The sequence below is a fragment of the Micromonospora sp. NPDC023966 genome (assembly GCF_040639095.1).
Taxonomy (GTDB): Bacteria; Actinomycetota; Actinomycetes; order Mycobacteriales; family Micromonosporaceae; genus Micromonospora.
In genome coordinates this window covers 1-15,258 of the sequence record NZ_JBEZZJ010000026.1, presented here as the reverse complement: position 1 = coordinate 15,258, position 15,258 = coordinate 1, and the positions used below count along the sequence as shown (strand labels likewise).

The 15,258-nt window shown below is 72.1% G+C and carries 13 protein-coding genes; 4 read left to right on the top strand and 9 right to left on the bottom strand.

Features of this window, described 5'->3' with window-relative positions:
• Positions 1-34: 34 nt before the first annotated feature.
• The 5 genes from AB0F68_RS25940 to AB0F68_RS25920 form a co-directional block, all read right to left on the bottom strand.
• Positions 35-1,051: a dipeptide ABC transporter ATP-binding protein gene (locus AB0F68_RS25940; protein ID WP_357342809.1), complete on the bottom strand. Its 1,017-nt coding sequence runs from the start codon at positions 1,049-1,051 to the stop codon at positions 35-37.
• Positions 1,044-2,072 (bottom strand): ABC transporter ATP-binding protein, encoded by a 1,029-nt coding sequence (locus AB0F68_RS25935; RefSeq protein ID WP_357342926.1) that lies wholly within the window; start codon positions 2,070-2,072, stop codon positions 1,044-1,046. Before AB0F68_RS25935 ends, AB0F68_RS25940 begins: the two co-directional genes overlap by 8 nt.
• Positions 2,073-2,097: 25 nt before the next feature.
• Positions 2,098-3,084 (bottom strand): ABC transporter permease, encoded by a 987-nt coding sequence (locus AB0F68_RS25930; RefSeq protein ID WP_357342807.1) that lies wholly within the window; start codon positions 3,082-3,084, stop codon positions 2,098-2,100.
• Complete coding sequence (locus tag AB0F68_RS25925; RefSeq protein WP_357342805.1) at positions 3,077-4,003, bottom strand: ABC transporter permease; 927 nt, start codon at positions 4,001-4,003, stop codon at positions 3,077-3,079. The genes AB0F68_RS25930 and AB0F68_RS25925 overlap by 8 nt, the downstream gene beginning before the upstream one ends.
• A 147-nt stretch (positions 4,004-4,150) precedes the next feature.
• Positions 4,151-5,794, bottom strand: coding sequence for an ABC transporter substrate-binding protein (locus AB0F68_RS25920; protein ID WP_357342803.1), 1,644 nt, complete (start codon positions 5,792-5,794; stop codon positions 4,151-4,153).
• 432 nt (positions 5,795-6,226) lie between these two features.
• On the opposite strand from AB0F68_RS25920, the gene AB0F68_RS25915 reads away from it, so the two are divergent.
• Positions 6,227-6,961, top strand: coding sequence for a PIG-L deacetylase family protein (locus AB0F68_RS25915; RefSeq protein ID WP_357342800.1), 735 nt, complete (start codon positions 6,227-6,229; stop codon positions 6,959-6,961).
• Positions 6,962-6,988: 27 nt separating this feature from the next.
• Here AB0F68_RS25915 and AB0F68_RS25910 read toward each other — a convergent pair whose 3' ends face one another.
• Positions 6,989-7,669, bottom strand: a complete 681-nt coding sequence (locus AB0F68_RS25910; RefSeq protein WP_357342798.1) for a response regulator transcription factor — start codon at positions 7,667-7,669, stop codon at positions 6,989-6,991.
• A gap of 2 nt (positions 7,670-7,671) precedes the next feature.
• Positions 7,672-8,925: a PspC domain-containing protein gene (locus AB0F68_RS25905; RefSeq protein WP_357342924.1), complete on the bottom strand. Its 1,254-nt coding sequence runs from the start codon at positions 8,923-8,925 to the stop codon at positions 7,672-7,674.
• A gap of 177 nt (positions 8,926-9,102) precedes the next feature.
• Here AB0F68_RS25905 and AB0F68_RS25900 point away from each other — a divergent pair, with 177 nt between their 5' ends.
• From AB0F68_RS25900 to AB0F68_RS25890, 3 genes are all read left to right on the top strand, one after another.
• Positions 9,103-10,833 carry a PspC domain-containing protein gene (locus tag AB0F68_RS25900; protein WP_357342797.1) on the top strand — a complete coding sequence of 577 codons (1,731 nt, stop codon included), beginning with the start codon at positions 9,103-9,105 and terminating at the stop codon, positions 10,831-10,833.
• On the top strand, positions 10,830-11,396 hold the full coding sequence (locus AB0F68_RS25895; RefSeq protein WP_357342932.1) for a hypothetical protein: 567 nt from the start codon (positions 10,830-10,832) through the stop codon (positions 11,394-11,396). Before AB0F68_RS25900 ends, AB0F68_RS25895 begins: the two co-directional genes overlap by 4 nt.
• A gap of 163 nt (positions 11,397-11,559) precedes the next feature.
• Positions 11,560-12,807: a phosphatidylserine decarboxylase gene (locus AB0F68_RS25890; RefSeq protein ID WP_357342795.1), complete on the top strand. Its 1,248-nt coding sequence runs from the start codon at positions 11,560-11,562 to the stop codon at positions 12,805-12,807.
• 58 nt (positions 12,808-12,865) lie between these two features.
• On the opposite strand, the gene AB0F68_RS25885 is transcribed toward AB0F68_RS25890, so the two are convergent.
• Together AB0F68_RS25885 and AB0F68_RS25880 are read right to left on the bottom strand one after the other, a co-directional pair.
• Positions 12,866-13,801, bottom strand: coding sequence for a CDP-alcohol phosphatidyltransferase family protein (locus AB0F68_RS25885; protein ID WP_357342793.1), 936 nt, complete (start codon positions 13,799-13,801; stop codon positions 12,866-12,868).
• A gap of 345 nt (positions 13,802-14,146) precedes the next feature.
• A complete protein-coding gene (locus AB0F68_RS25880; protein ID WP_357342791.1) occupies positions 14,147-15,058 on the bottom strand; it encodes an NUDIX domain-containing protein in 912 nt (303 codons plus the stop codon).
• Positions 15,059-15,258 lie beyond the last annotated feature (200 nt).

Here is a 15,258-nt window from a genome sequence, read left to right as displayed (position 1 = left end):
GTCGGGCTGACGCCGGCAGGCGGTCCGGGGTGGATCAGGCCGCCTCGTGGGTGGTGACGATCTCCCGCTTCTCCGCGAAGTGGCAGGCGCTCGGGTGGTCCGAGCCCGGCCGGATCTGGAGCAGCGGCACCTCCTGGGCACAGACGTCCTGCGCCTTCCAGCAGCGGGTGCGGAACCGGCAGCCCGAGGGCGGGCTGACCGGCGAGGGGACGTCACCCTGGAGCCGGATGATCGCCTTGCTCTCCCGCACGGTCGGGTCCGGCACCGGCACCGCCGACAGCAGCGCCTGGGTGTACGGGTGGGTCGGCCGCTCGTAGATCTCGTCCTCGGTGCCGACCTCCACCATCTTGCCCAGGTACATCACGGCGACCCGGTCGGAGAGGTGGCGCACGACCGACAGGTCGTGGGCGATGAAGACGTACGAGAGGCCGAACTCGGCCTGGAGCTTCTCCAGCAGGTTCATCACCTGCGCCTGGATCGACACGTCCAGGGCCGACACCGGCTCGTCGCAGACGATGACCTCGGGCCGCAGGGCCAGCGCCCGGGCGATGCCGATGCGCTGCCGCTGGCCGCCGGAGAACTGGTGCGGGTACCGGTTGATGTGCTCCGGGTTGAGGCCGACCAGGTCGAGCAGTTCCTTGACCTTGTCCCGGCGGGACCGCCGCGGAGCCACCTCGGGGTGGATCTCGAACGGCTCGCCGATCAGGTCACCGACCGTCATACGCGGGTTCAGCGAGGTGTACGGGTCCTGCATCACCAGCTGGATCTGCCGGCGCAGGCGCCGCAGTGCCCCGCCGGAGAGCTTGGAGATGTCCTGGCCCTTGTAGAGCACCTGGCCCGCGGTCGGCTTCTCCAGGTTCATCAGCACCCGGGCCAGCGTCGACTTGCCGCAGCCGGACTCGCCGACCACGCCGAGGGTCTCGCCGGCCTTCAGGTCGAAGGAGACGCCGTCGACCGCCTTGACGTGGCCGATGGTCTTCTTGAACACCACACCCCGGGTCACGGGGTAGTGCTTGACCAGGTCACGGACCTCGATGATGTTCTCAGTCACGGTTCACGAGCTCCTCGGCGAAGTGGCAGGCGCTGGCCCGGCCCCGGCCCAACTGCAGCAGCGGGGGCACCTTCTCCCGGCACACCGGCTGCGCCATCGGGCAGCGCGGGTTGAACGCGCAGCCCGGCGGGATGTTCATCAGGTTCGGCGGGAGGCCCTTGATGGTGCGGAGCTCCTGCCCCTTCTCGTCCATCCGCGGGATCGAGTCGAGCAGGCCGAGGGTGTACGGGTGCGCCGGCTTGGCGTACAGGTCGTACACGTCGGCTTCCTCGACGATCCGGCCGGCGTACATGACCGCGATCCGGTCCGCGACGTCGGCGACGACGCCGAGGTCGTGGGTGATCAGGATCATGCCCATCCGCCGTTCCCGCTGGAGCTCGCCGAGCAGGTCCATGATCTGGGCCTGCACGGTCACGTCCAGCGCGGTGGTCGGCTCGTCGGCGATCAGCACCTCGGGGTCGAGCGCCAGCGACATGGCGATCATGGCGCGCTGCCGCATACCACCCGAGAACTGGTGCGGGTAGTTGCTGTACCGGCCCTTGGCGTTCGGGATCTTCACCTGGTCGAGCATCTCGATCGCGCGCTTCTTGGCGTCCGCACGGCTCATGCCGCGCCGGACGCGGAACTGCTCCGCGATCTGGAAGCCGACGGTGAAAACCGGGTTGAGGGCGGAGAGCGAGTCCTGGAAGATCATCGCAATGCCTTCACCCCGGATCCGGCGCCGTTGCTCGGCGGACATCTTGAGCATGTCCTTGCCGTGGAAGCGGACCTGGCCCCCGGTGACGAAGCCGGGCGGGGTGTCGAGGATGCCCATGATGGTCTGCGCGGTGACGCTCTTGCCGGAGCCGGACTCGCCGAGCACGGCGAGGGTCTCCCCCGCGTCGACGTGGTACGTCACCCCGTTGATGACCTTGGCGACACCGTCACGGGTGCGGAACTCCACCCGCAGGTCGTCGACCTCGAGCAGGCGGCCCGAGGGGCGACCGGATCCGTCGGTGCCCGGCGCGGACTGCTCGGACACGAGAATGTCGGACAACTCAGTTCCCCTATCGGAGCTTCGGGTCGAGGGCCTCGCGGACCGCCTCGCCGAGCATCACGAAGCTCAGCACGGCGGCGACGAGGAACGCGGCGGGGAAGAACAGGAGGAACGGCGAGACCCGGATGTAGTTCTGGGCCTCGCTGATCATGATGCCCCAGGAGACGACCGGGCTCTTCAGGCCGATGCCCAGGAAGGACAGCGTGGCCTCCGCGCCGATGAAGGAGCCGACCATGATCGTGCCGTAGACCAGCAGCGGGGCCAGGCAGTTCGGCAGCAGGTGCTTGAGGATGATCCGGCCGGTGCCGGCGCCGAGCGCGCGCGCCGCCACGATGTAGTCGGCCTCCTTGGTGGCGAGCACCGAGGAGCGCATCAGCCGCATCACGACCGGCCAGCTCAGCACGGTCAGGGACATGATGACCAGCCCCATGATCTGCCACTCGTTGTTGTCCGTGCCCGAGCCGTTGAACGTGGTGAGGATGACGATCGAGCCGAGCACGAACGGCAGGCCGAAGAAGATGTCCGCGATCCGGGAGAGCAGCGCGTCCACCCAGCCGCCCCGGTAGCCGGCGATGATGCCCATCGCGCCGCCGATCAGCAGGGTGCCGATCACGGAGAGCAGCGCCACCACGATGGAGGCCCGGGCACCGTAGATGGTCCGGGCGTAGACGTCCCGGCCCTGCACGTCGTAGCCGAACCAGGCGTCGGCCGACGGGTCGACCCGGCTGCGCGACAGCGCGCCGTTGACCGGGTCGTCGGAGGTGAACAGCTGCGGGAACGCGGCCATGACGATGAACAGCAGGATGAAGCTCGCCGAGATCCAGAACAGCGGCTTGCGGCGCAGGTCACGCCAGGCGTCGCCGAGCAGGCCGCGCGGCTTCTGCTGCTTCTGCGCGTTCTCGGGCAGGCCGGCGTTGACGGGCGCGCCGGAGCCGGCCTCGGTCGGCATGGTCGCGGGCGGCGTCGAGACGATCGACGCGGTACTCGGGTCACTCATAGCGGATCCTCGGGTCCAGGGCGGCGTAGAGCAGGTCGACCAGCAGGTTCATCACGAGATAGACGACCACCAGCACCACCACGATGCCGACAACGGTAGCGCTCTCCTTCGTGACAATCGCCCGCAGCACCTGGCGGCCGATGCCGTTGATGCCGAAGATGCCCTCGGTGATGATGGCGCCGCCCATCAGGGCACCGAGGTCGGTGCCGAGCAGGGTGACCACCGGGATCAGCGAGTTGCGGAGCAGGTGCACGCCGACCACCCGGCGCATGGGGAGGCCCTTCGCGATGGCGGTGCGGACGTAGTCGGCGCGGCGGTTCTCCGCGATGCTGGTCCGCGCCACTCGCGCGATGTACGCCGACGAGGCGCTGCCCAGCACGAAGCCCGGCACGAGCAGCTCGCTGAACCGCATCTCGTTGGAGACGGTCGGGGTGATGATGCCCCACTTGACCCCGAGGAACCACTGGAGCACGAAGCCGATGACGAAGACCGGCAGCGCGATCAGGAACAGCGACGAGACGAGGACCAGGTTGTCCAGGAAGCCGTTGCGCCGGAGACCGGTCAGCACGCCCGCGCCGAGACCGATGATGGCCTCGATGGCGAGCGCGACCACCGCCAGCTTCAGGGTGTTCGGGTACGAGGTGGCGATGATGTCGCTGATCTCGCGACCGCCGAACGTGATACCGAAGTCGCCCTGGAAAAGGTTCTTCATGTAGCTGGCGTACTGCACCCAGATCGAATCGTCGAGATGGTACTTCTCGGTCATCATGGCCCGGTAGTTCGGAGGGCAACCACGGTCACCGCACTTGCCGGCGAAGGGGTCGCCGGGCACCGACCAGACGAGCCAGTAGATCAGGAACGTCGTGCCGATGAACACCGGCACGAGTTGCAGCAGCCGTCTCAAGAGATAACGGCCCATGGGGTGGTCCTCCTGACAGGGGGCGCGCCGGGCGGCCGACACGCGTCGTGACAAACGTGCGAGGGATTCGTTGTACACCCCCTCGCGGAACGGCCCCGGGTCGGGCTCACCGGTAGGCGAGCCCGACCCGGGGTCAGACCGTTCGGATCAGAGCTCGACCGAGGTGATGTCGAGCTCGCCGACGTTGCTCAGCTCCAGCTTCTTGATCTTCTCCGAGTGGCCGGACTGCTCGCCACTGAAGTAGACCGGAACCGTGGGCACGTCCTGGTCGATCAGCTTGACGGCCTCAGCGAACTTCTTGTGGGCCTCCTCGATGCTGGGGGCCGACGAGGCCTCCTTGGCGAGGGCGTCCACCTGCGGGTTGCTGTACTTGCCGTCGTTCGAGGAACCGCCGGTCACGTAGAGCGGGTTGATCCAGTTCTCCACGTCCGGGTAGTCCTGCTGCCAGCCGGCGCGGTACATGCCGGTCATCTTGTAGGCGTTGATGTTCGCCCGGAAGACCGCGAAGGTCGGCACGCCCACGGCGACGGCGTCGATGCCCAGGTTGGTCTTGATCTGCTGGGCGACGGCCTCCATCCACTCCTTGTGGCTGGCGTCCGCGTTGTACGACAGGGTCAGCTTGCCCTGGAAGCCACCGGCCTGCTGGAGCAGCCGCTTGGCCTCGACCGGGTCGAACTTGCAGGCGGTGCAGTTGCCCGGCTCGGCGCCCGGGGTCAGCGGGTTGGCCCAGCTGTCGGCCGGCTTGCGGTTACCGAAGAAGATCTTGTCGGTGACCTCCTGCCGGTTGATCGACAGGGAGATGGCGCGACGCAGGTCCTTGTTCTGGAACCGCTTGTCGTAGATCGGGAAGGCGATGATGCCGGACGACGGGATCGTCGTCTGGATCGCCCGCTCGCCCAGGTCGGTCTTCCACTTGTCACCGGCCAGCGAGGAGACCGGGACCTGCTGCTGGAAGTCCAGGTTGCCGGCGAGCAGGTCGTTGTAGGCCGCCGTGTCGTCCTGGTAGATCTTGACGGTGACGTCCTTGATCTTCATCTTGTCGCGCAGGCTGTAGTCGTCGAAGCGGGTGAGCTTCAGCTCGACGTCGTCCTGCCAGGAGACGAGCTTGACCGGGCCGTTACCGATCGGCTTCTTGCCGAACTCCGCCGCAGTGGTGGCGAAGAAGGCGTCGGGCAGCGGCATGAAGGCGCTGTAGCCCAGCTTGGTCGGGAACACGGCGGTCGGCGCGGAGAGCGTGACCTCGAAGTTCCAGTCGTCGATGACCTTGAGGCCGGACATCTCCTTGGCCTTCGGCTCCGGGGCCTTCTTCGGGCCGTCCGGGCCGTCCGGGTCCTCGGTGTAGGTGTCACCGAAGCCCTGGATGTCGGCGAAGAAGGAGGCGTTCTGCGCGCCGTTCGGGCCGTACGCCGCCCAGTTCCAGGCCTTGACGAAGCTCTCGGCCTTGACGGTGGTGCCGTCGTGGAACTTGGTGTTCTGCTTGATCTTGATCTTGAAGACCTTCGAGTCGCTCGTCTCGATCGACTCCGCCAGCAGGTTCTGCGGCGCCCCACCGTTGTTGGGGTACTCGACCAGGCCGCTCCACAGCCAGTCGACGATCTTGCCGCCGCCGGTCTCGGTGGTGTTCGCCGGAACCAGGGGGTTCTCCGGCTGGGTGCCGTCGATGACGATCGCGCCGTCCTTGCTGGCGCTGGCGTCGCCACCGTCGTCGTTGCCGCTGGAGCAGCCGGACGCGATGAGCGCGAATGCCGCGCCCACCGCGAGCGCGCCGCTCGCCCGCTTCGAGACTCTCATTCCGAGGGGCCTCCTCTTTCTAACCTGGTTCCGTCGTGAGTTTCACGCACGTTTGGGGGGTGACACCACCGACGACCCGAACCACAGGCCGCCGGATTACCGCGAAGGAAATCGGGACACCCCCTGGGGGACCGATCCGCCGGGCGCCACACCCTTCGACGAAGACACCGCGCAGGGTCATCGGCCACGCACCGGCGCATGGGGGCGGCGTCACGTGGTCGGCGGGCCCGACGGGGTGCCTCACACCGGGGGGTGAGGTGTTGCCACTGTGACACCCACCAGCCCTTTGCGTGAAGGTGCCGTTATCAAGCCGTTAGTTGCTTGCCACGTTGCCGATACTTGAGAAAAGATCATGAAACACCCGTGTCGTGCCACTCTGAACAGGTAAGACACGACCACACGGGGCCAGACCACCCGCGTAGGCTCAGCGCCGTGAGCTTCCCCGCGTCCGCTCCGGTGCTTACCGACGTCCGCCGAGCCCTCGCAGTTTTTGCCCATCCGGATGATGTCGACTTCGGCTGTGCGGGCACCATAGCCCGCTGGGTGGATGAGGGTATCGAGGTGGCCTACCTCATCGCCACCCGGGGAGACTCCGGCGGCTTCGACGACACGCCGCGGGAGGAGATGCCGGCCCGGCGCGAGGCGGAGCAGCGGGCCGCGGCCGACGCGGTCGGCGTGCGCCGGGTCGACTTCCTGGACGGCCACACCGACGGCATCCTCAGCCCCAGCCTGACGCTGCGCCGGCAGATCAGCGCCGCCATCCGCCGGTTCCGGCCGGACCGGGTGCTGACCAGCTCGCCGCTGCGCCGCTGGGAGCACCTGGCGGGCCCGAGCCACCCCGACCACCTGGCCGTCGGCGAGGCCGCCACCTGCGCCGTCTACCCCGACTCGCGCAACCGCTTCGCCTTCCCGGAACTGCTCGACGAGGGGCTGGAGCCGTGGGTGGTCCGGGAGATCTGGTACTTCGGCGGGCCCGGCCCGGACCACGTCGTCGACGTGACCGACCAGGTCGACCGCAAGGTCGCCGCGATGGCGGCGCACCGGTCGCAGACCGCCCACCTGGACGTGCCGACCTGGGTCCGGGACCGGCTCACCACGATGGCCGACAACGCCGGCCTCCCGGCCGGCCGGCTGGCCGAGGCGTTCACCGTGCTGCGCACGGAGTGACGCCCCGGGCCGGCCCACCCGGGGCGGTCAGACCAGCCGGCGGTCGGCGGCCCAGCGGGACAGCTCGTACCGGTTGGACATCTGGAGCTTGCGCAGCACGTTGGAGACGTGCGTCTCGACCGTCTTGATCGAGATGTACAGCTCCCGCGCGATCTCCTTGTACGCGTACCCCCGGGCGAGCAGCCGGAGCACCTCGCGCTCCCGGTTGGTGAGCTGGTCCAGCTCGGGGTCGGCCACCGGCGCGTCCGGCCGGGCCGCGAAGGCGTCCAGCACGAAGCCGGCCAGCCGCGGGCTGAACACCGCGTCGCCGTCGGCCACTCGCCGGATCGCGTCGGTCAGCTCCTCCGGCGAGATGGTCTTCGTGACATAGCCCCGGGCGCCCGCCCGGATCAGCCCGATCACGTCCTCGGCGGCGTCGGACACGCTCAGCGCCAGGAACCGCACCTGCGGGTGGGTACGCCGCATCGCCTCCAGCACCGCGCGGCCGCCGCCGTCGGGCATGTGCACGTCCAGCAGCACCACGTCCGGCTGCATGGCCGCGATCCGGCTGACCGCCTCCGCCACCGTGCTGGCCTCGCCCACCACCTCGACGCGCCCGCCCAGCTCGGCGCGGACGCCGGCCCGGAACATCGCGTGGTCGTCGACGAGGAACACCCGCAACCGCCCGCCCCGGGGCGCCGCGCCCTCGACCGGCTCCTGCTCGACCATGATCATCTGTCCCTTTCCGCCGTGGAGCCGGAGCCGCTGATCGGCAGGATCAGCCGGACCTCGGTCCCCTCCCCCGGCTCGGAGCGGATCTCCGCCCGGCCACCGTGCCGCTTCATCCGTCCGATGATCGAACCCCGGACGCCGTGCCGGTGATCCTCCACGGTATCCGGGTCGAATCCCTTGCCCCGGTCCCGGACGAAGACGCTCACCTGTTCCGGCTCCACCTCGGCATAGAGCGAGACGGTGCGTACCTCGGCGTGCCGGGCCGCGTTGACCAGGGCCTCCCGGGCCGCGGCGACCATCGCGCCGACCCGCTCGTCGGTCTCCCGGTCGCCGACCACCACCGCCTCGACGGTGATCGCGAAGGTGTCCTCCACCTCGGCGGCGGCCTGCTCCAGGGCGGCCGCGAAGCGCTCGGTCGGCGAGGCGGTCGGCTTGTAGAGCCAGTTCCGCAGCGAGCGCTCCTGGCCCCGGGCCAGCCGCTGCACCGTCTTGACGTCGGTGGCGTTGCGCTGGATCAGGGCGAGGGTGTGCAGCACCTGGTCGTGCACCATGGCGGCCAGCTCGGCCCGCTCCTGCTCGCGGATCCGCCCCTCGCGTTCCGAGCGGAGCTGGTTCCACGTGCGCCAGAGCACCGGGCCGGTCACCACGCCCACACCGGCCAGCCCGACCAGCGCGAAGATGATGCCGTTGAGCACCGCGTCGAAGTTCTGCGCCGGCGAGTAGACCGCCGCCACGCCGATGATGCCGACCGCGACGAGCACCCCGCCGCCGATGAAGCGGAGCACGAACGCGCGCCGGTCGCTCTCCTCCACCACCACGCCGAGCCAGGGCACCGCCATCGAGCCGCCCCACTGCCGGCGGCGCTCCGGCGCGGACTGGTGCCAGATCACCCCGGCGCCGACCGCGATGATGGCGACCAGCCAGCCGGCGGTGCCGGCCGCGCCGACCGAGTCGAAGGCGACCACCTGGAGCAGCAGCACGCCCAGCCCGATCGCCACGAAGGGCAGCAGCTGGGTGAGGTCGCGGCGGGGCGGGACGGCGGTGTCGCCGGGCCGCGGTGGGACCACCGCCCAGAAGGCGGCGTAGAGCAGCAGCCCCAGACCGCTCAGCCCGAGCAGCACCATGAAGGCCACCCGGACCCGGAGCACCGAGATGCCCAGGTGTTCGGCGATGCCGGCGGCCACCCCCGCGGCCAGCCGGTGCTCGGTGGCCCGGTAGAGGCGCGGGGGGTGCGGGGTGACGGTGCTGCTGATCGGAGGCTCCCGGGTCGGGGACGGCGTGCCGGCGGCGGCCGACGTCCCGATCGTCACACGGCCGGACCGCCCCGGACCACGGGGACGCCCCGGACATTCGCGGCCCCGGGATCTCAGGGTGGGGTCAGGGTCGGGTCCTGAGGACGCTCGGGCGGCCGGGGCAGCAGGATCGGAGGCATGACCGAGGACGCTGCCCGTCCGCCCCGCCCCGGGGCGGCAGCACAGGACGGGCCACCGCCACCCCCGCCGGGGCCGGCGCCCACCGCCGCCGACGCCACGGCGCCCCCGCCGGCCGGGTCCGCCCCGCCACCCTTCGCCGACCCGCCACCCACCGGGTACGGCCCACCGCCCGGCGGCGCCGGCTTCACCTCCCGGTACGGGCTGGTCCGCCCCCGGGAGGGCCGCTACCTGGCCGGCGTCTGCGCGGCGATCGGCCGGGCCACCAACACCGACCCCGTGCTGTGGCGGGTGCTCCTGGCCGTGCTGGGCTTCTTCGGCGGCATCGGCATCCTCGTCTACGTCACCGCGTGGCTGATCATCCCCGGCGAGGGGGACACCGCCTCGCCGGTGGAGTCGATGCTCGGCCGCGGTCGGTCCAGCATGTCCCCGATCACCGTGATCGTGCTCAGCATCGTGGTCGCGGTCGGCTTCGGCTACGTCGTCACCAACGGGTTCCGGGCGATCCTGCTCGGCGCGGTGATCCTGATCGGCGGCGCGCTGCTGCTCAACCGCGACCAGCGCGGCCCGGCGCCCCGGCTGGCGGCGCCCGGCGCGCCCCCCGGCCCGCCGCCCGGTCCGGTGCCCCCGGTGGCCTGGCCCGCGCCGCCGGCCGCCGCACCCGCCACCGACGTGCCGGCCGCCGCCGGGCCGGTCCCGGCGGCCACCTGGTCCGGCGCGGCGACCGAGCCCGCGCCGTGGTCCGGCGAGCCGCCGGCCGCTCGGCCCGAGCCGGGCTATCCGCCCGCGCCGGTCTCCGCCGGCGGCTGGCCGGCGGCCGCCGCCGCCCGGCCCGCCTGGTCTGAACCGGAGCCCACCCTGGCGCGGCCGCCGGCCGTCCCGGGCAGCCGGGCCGGCGAGGCGTGGCCGGTCACCGAGGCGGCGCCGGCCTGGTCCGCCGCGCCGACCACCGGCCAACCGCTCGGCGAGCCCGCCGCCGTGCCGCCGCCCGCCCCGGTGGGCGCGCCGCTGCCACCGGGGGGCTACCGGCCGCCGTTCGCCCCGCACGGCCCGTACGCCGGGTCGACGCCGCCCCCTCCGCCGCCGCCGGCCCGCCCGGCCCGGCCGCCGAAGCGACCGAAGGAACGCTCCGCGCTCGGCGCGGTCACCTTCTCGCTGATCTTCCTGGCGCTGGGCGTGGTGGCGATGCTCGACCTGCTCGACGTCTTCCCGGTCGGCGCGGCCGGCTACTTCGCCGCGGTGCTGGCCACCATCGGGCTCGGGCTGCTGGTGGGCACCTGGTTCGGCCGGGCCCGCTGGCTGATCGCACTCGGTCTGGTGACCGCGGCGGCGCTGGGCATCGCCACGGTCGCCGAGTCCTACGACCGGATCCGCGGCATCGACGGCAACGTCACCTGGGCCCCCGTCGACTACCGCGACCTGGCCGACCGCTACGAGAACAACTTCGGCGACGCCGTGCTCGACCTGCGCGGGGTCGACTTCGATAAGAAGGACGCCCAGGTGACCGTCGAGGTCAACTTCGGCAAGGCGACGGTGGTCGTGCCGCCGAACGTCGACGTCACCACGGTGGCCGACGTGAACGCCGGTGACGCCAGCGTCTTCGGCCGGCGGACCGGCGGGTTGGACGGCCGCCAGTGGGAGAACACCGACCTCGGACCGGACGGCCGCGGCGGTGGCACGCTACGCCTGCTGGTCCACGTGAACGCCGGAAACCTGGAGGTGACCCGGTGAAGGCTCACCGCACCGACATCGTGTCGTTCGCCTTCGGGCTGGCCTTCCTCGGGCTGTCCGCCTGGTGGCTGCTGGCCCGGATCCTCGGGCTGGCGCTGCCCCCGGTGGGCTGGTTCCTGGCCGGAGCCCTGATCCTCATCGGACTGCTCGGGTTGGTCGGCGCGCTGCGCTCGGGCCGGCACACCGAGTCGCAACCGGCGGAGGCCACTGTCGCCGCGCCCTACGAGACGGGCACGCCGACCGGTGCCACACCGGCCGGCGAGGAGGCGGACGAGTGGGCCACGGACGCGGTGACCGACGTGCCGCTCGCGGCGCGGGAGGACCGTCCGTCCGACGGGGAACCACACTGGTCGCCCGAGGTGCCGGGCGAGCCGGTCACCCGCGAACTGCCCCCGGTCGAGCCGGCGCTTCCGGAACGGTCCGAGCCCGCGACCCGCGAGCTTCCCGCCGCCCAGGAGCGGGAGGGACTGGCCGGGCCGGCCACCCGCGAACTGCCGGCGGTCGACGAGACGGCCGACCGGCCGGGGGGCGGTTCGCGTACCGGCGGGGACGGACCGGGCTGACCGCGGCGGTGCGGAGCGCCGACGACGCGGCCTATGCTGGCTGGTGGAGATCTCGCCTCCGCCGGCCGGCCCATGCCCCGGTCGCGGCCGGGGCTCCCGGTCGGCCGGGTCGCCCGGGGTGGTCCCGCCGCCTTCCGTCTACCTCGTCAGGAGCCCGTCCGAGATGACCCAGTCCCCCGCCGTGCGCGTCACCGGTCCCGCCGGTGCGGTCCGCGTCGGCGAGCGCGCCGCCCGTACCCTCGTGAGCGAGTTCGCCCGGCGCAACGACGCGAAGGCCGGCCTGCTGGTCGGCGCGACCCCGCAGTCCGCGGTGCTGGCCGCGGCGATCGAGGCGCTGCTCCCCGGCGACCGGCTCACCGTCGTGCCGGCGGAGGGCGCCTCCGCCACCGCGCTTCGCGAGCACGTGACGACCCAGGGCCGCTGGGTCGCCGACCGGGTACGCGTGGTCGACACCCTCGCCGAGGCGGACGCCGCCGCGGTGGTGATGGCCGCCGAGCCGCTCACCGGCACCGCCGAGGAGGCCCGGAACGCCGTCGACGGGCTGGCGAAGTACCTCGCCGAGGGCGCCGTGCTGAGCGTGACCGCGCCCCTGTTCCGGACCGAGGGGGCCGGGGCCGAGCTGGACCGGCAGGGGGTGCTGCACGGCGTCCGCACCGACCTGGTGCTGCGCAACTCCCCGCCGGTACGCGTCCACCACCTGCGCTTCACCCCGGCGCCGGCCGCGCTGGCCGCCTCGCTCTCCCCGGCGTACCGACCGTCGAGCGTGCCGGTGAGCCGGGGCATGCACATCGACTCCAACGGGGTGGCCGCCGCCGGCATCACCCTCGGCCTGGCCGCGCTGGCCCGGGCCGCCCGGCCGAAGTCCCGGCTCTGGCTGCTGCCGGCTCTGGCCGCCGCCCCGGTGGCCGCGTTCTTCCGGGACCCGGAGCGGGACGTGCCGGAGGACCCGTCGGCCGTGGTCGCCTCGGCCGACGGCCAGGTCCTCTCGGTGCAGCGGCTGCACGACGAGCGCTTCGGCGAGGGCGAGTGGCTGCGGATCGCCGTCTTCCTTTCGGTGCTGGACGTGCACGTCAACCGCTCGCCGGTGGCCGGCAAGGTGGTCGACTACTTCGTCGCCGACGGCGGCTTCGTCAACGCCATGAAGCCGGACGCCGAGCACAACGTGGCGGCCTACACGGTGCTGGACACCGACCACGGCACGGTGGTGGTGGCGCAGCGGACCGGGCTGATCGCCCGCCGGATCGTGCAGCGGGCGCCGGTCGGCGCGCTGCTGGCCCGGGGCGAGCGCTTCGGCCTGATCCGGTTCGGCTCGCGCACCGACGTCTACCTGCCGGCCGACGCCGCCGAGCCGCTGGTCGGCCCGGGCGACAAGGTGGTCGGTGGGTCGACGGTCATCGCCCGCTGGAGCTGATCCCGCAGACACGAAAAAGGGGCGCCGCTCTCGCGGCGCCCCTTTTCGGTGGTACGGGTCAGGCGGTGTGGCGCTGGCGCAGCCAGAGCACCGGGCCGCTGACCAGGTAGCCCACCACGATGAGGGCGAAGGTGAGCCGGATGTCGACCAGCGCGCCGACCACCGGGGCCAGCCAGAGCCACGGCGGCAGCTTCACCAGCCGGGCGAGCTTCGCGTAGGGGAAGCTGGACACCATGGCGAAGGCGAGCAGCGTCACGCCGCCGACCATGACCAGGCCGGAGACCGGCAGCCCGATCGCCACGGTCAGGGCCAGCACGGCGGCCGCCATGGTGGTCGGCACGCCGCAGAAGAACCGGCCGTCCTTGGGTGAGACGTTGAACCGGGCCAGCCGGATCGCGGCACAGGCCGCGACCAGGGCGCAGGCGACCGCGGCGGCCGCCGGCGGCACCGAGCCGGCCAGCGAGGCGTAGACCACGACCGGGGCGGCGAGGCCGAACGAACACATGTCGGCCAGCGAGTCCATCTGCGCGCCGAACGGGCTGGCCACGTTGAGCTTGCGGGCCAGCGCCCCGTCGAGGCCGTCGAACGCGACGCAGGCGATCAGGCAGAGCGCCGCGACCCGGACCTCGCTCTGCATGGCCAGGAAGATCGCCAGCATGCCGAGCATGAGGCTGCTCAGGGTGCAGGCGTTGACCAGCGCGAACTTCGCCCGGCGGGCGGCGGTGCGCTCGCCCGGCAGCAGCGGGATCGACATCGCCGCCTCGTCGACCGGCGCCATCGGGCCGAGCGCCGGGCTGACCGGCATCACGGCCTCGACCTCGGCGTCGTACCGCGCGGCCTCGACGTCGGCGTCGTAGCGGCCGTAGCGGAGACGCTGGCGGTCGGACCAGCGGTGGTCGGGAGTGACCAGGTCGGTCCCGGTGACGGCGGCGCCGTCCCGGCGGCCCACCCGGACCAGCAGCACCTGGCGGGCGAACGTGCTGCTGCGGCGCAACCGGCCCGCCCAGCGACGCCCTGCGGGGCGCGGACTGTCAGTCGTACGACGCCGGCGCCATGGGGCTCTCGGCACGTTTCCTCCATCACCGGATCGGGTGACCGCCACGCGGGCGGGTGTCCGGCTGTCTCGTGCCGGACCTTTCGGGCCCGGCAGCCCATTTGCGGAGTACACCATTGCACAGGGGATAGGGGGTTGGCGATAGCTGCCGGCGGTACTTATAACTCTCTTAACCGCGCGAACCGCTCAGTCATTCCCATCTCGGGCCTCAACGCCCTTTTTCGTCGCCCAATCCCCACTGCCGACTGTACCGGAGGCGACCCATGGTGGCTCGGTGAGTGGGCGTCACCTCCCCCGATGTCCGGTTGCCCGGGCCGCCACGTCGGTCATCCGCAGGCCACTGACCTGGTCGGGAGCGAACCAGGCCGCCCGCGCCGTGGAGCCCCCCGCGAGCTCGGTCACCACCGCGTCGGTCGGGACGTCCACCCGCACCCGGTAGATCACCCGGACGCCGTGCCAGTCCAGCGGGCGCCCCTCCGGGCCGAGCGCGGCCGGGTTGTGCAGGTTGTCCACGGCCAGCAGGTCGACCACACGGCCGAGCTGCCCGGCCTCCTCGACCAGCTCACGGAGCAGGCCGGCGGCGGGCTGCTCGCCGTGGTCGGTGCCGCCGCCGGGCAGGTGCCACCTCCCGGCGCCCGGGTAGCCGTCGGCGATCATGGTGAGCAGCACCCGGCCGGCCGGGTCGGTGACCAGCCCGTACGCGGCGAAGCGCTGGCGCCGGTCGGTGGGCGGAGCGGCCGGCCCGGGCGGCAGCCCCCGGGGCAGGTCCGCCGGCAGCGGCGACACCGGCACCCCGAGCAGTTCGGCGGTGAACGGCATCAGCGGCACGGCCGCCGCCTCGCCCGGGGTGAACCAGCCCAGCTCGTCGCTGCCGCCGGCCGGCTCCGGCCGCAGCTCACCGCCGCGCGCCTCGACCTCGAAGATCAGCCGGTCGGTGTGCACCGCGACACCGTCGGTCCGGAAGACGGCCACGTCGGCGACCGCGGCCCGGATCGCGCCCGCCGCGACCGCCAGCCCGGTCTCCTCGGCGAACTCACGCTCGACTGCACGGGCGGGATGCTCGGCATGCTCGATCACACCCCCGGGCAACTGCCGGACCCCCGGATACGGACACCGCTCCGACCCGCGCGCCAGCAACACCCGCCCACGCCCGTCCCGCAGCACCCCGTAAGCCCCGATCCGCCGCCGCTCCTCCACCGCACCCACTCCCCACCCCGCCAACCTCGTCGATCATGAGGTTAGCGGCATCGGGACGGACATATCGCACCGTCAACCTCATGATCAACGGCAGCGGGGCGTGGCGCGGGGACGCTCCTATGCCGCGTCAAGTGTCTGGGGTGCGGCTTCGAGGCGTCGGTAGAGGTCGCGGGCGATGTAGCGCTTGAGGCAGCGTTTGA

Bases quoted from the DNA above. Each gene is read 5' to 3' on its own strand.
- AB0F68_RS25930 (WP_357342807.1), bottom strand. From the start codon at position 3,084: ATGAGTGACCCGAGTACCGCGTCGATCGTCTCGACGCCGCCCGCGACC.
- AB0F68_RS25925 (WP_357342805.1), bottom strand. From the start codon at position 4,003: ATGGGCCGTTATCTCTTGAGACGGCTGCTGCAACTCGTGCCGGTGTTC.
- AB0F68_RS25920 (WP_357342803.1), bottom strand. From the start codon at position 5,794: ATGAGAGTCTCGAAGCGGGCGAGCGGCGCGCTCGCGGTGGGCGCGGCA.
- AB0F68_RS25910 (WP_357342798.1), bottom strand. From the start codon at position 7,669: ATGGTCGAGCAGGAGCCGGTCGAGGGCGCGGCGCCCCGGGGCGGGCGG.
- AB0F68_RS25900 (WP_357342797.1), top strand. From the start codon at position 9,103: ATGACCGAGGACGCTGCCCGTCCGCCCCGCCCCGGGGCGGCAGCACAG.
- AB0F68_RS25890 (WP_357342795.1), top strand. From the start codon at position 11,560: ATGACCCAGTCCCCCGCCGTGCGCGTCACCGGTCCCGCCGGTGCGGTC.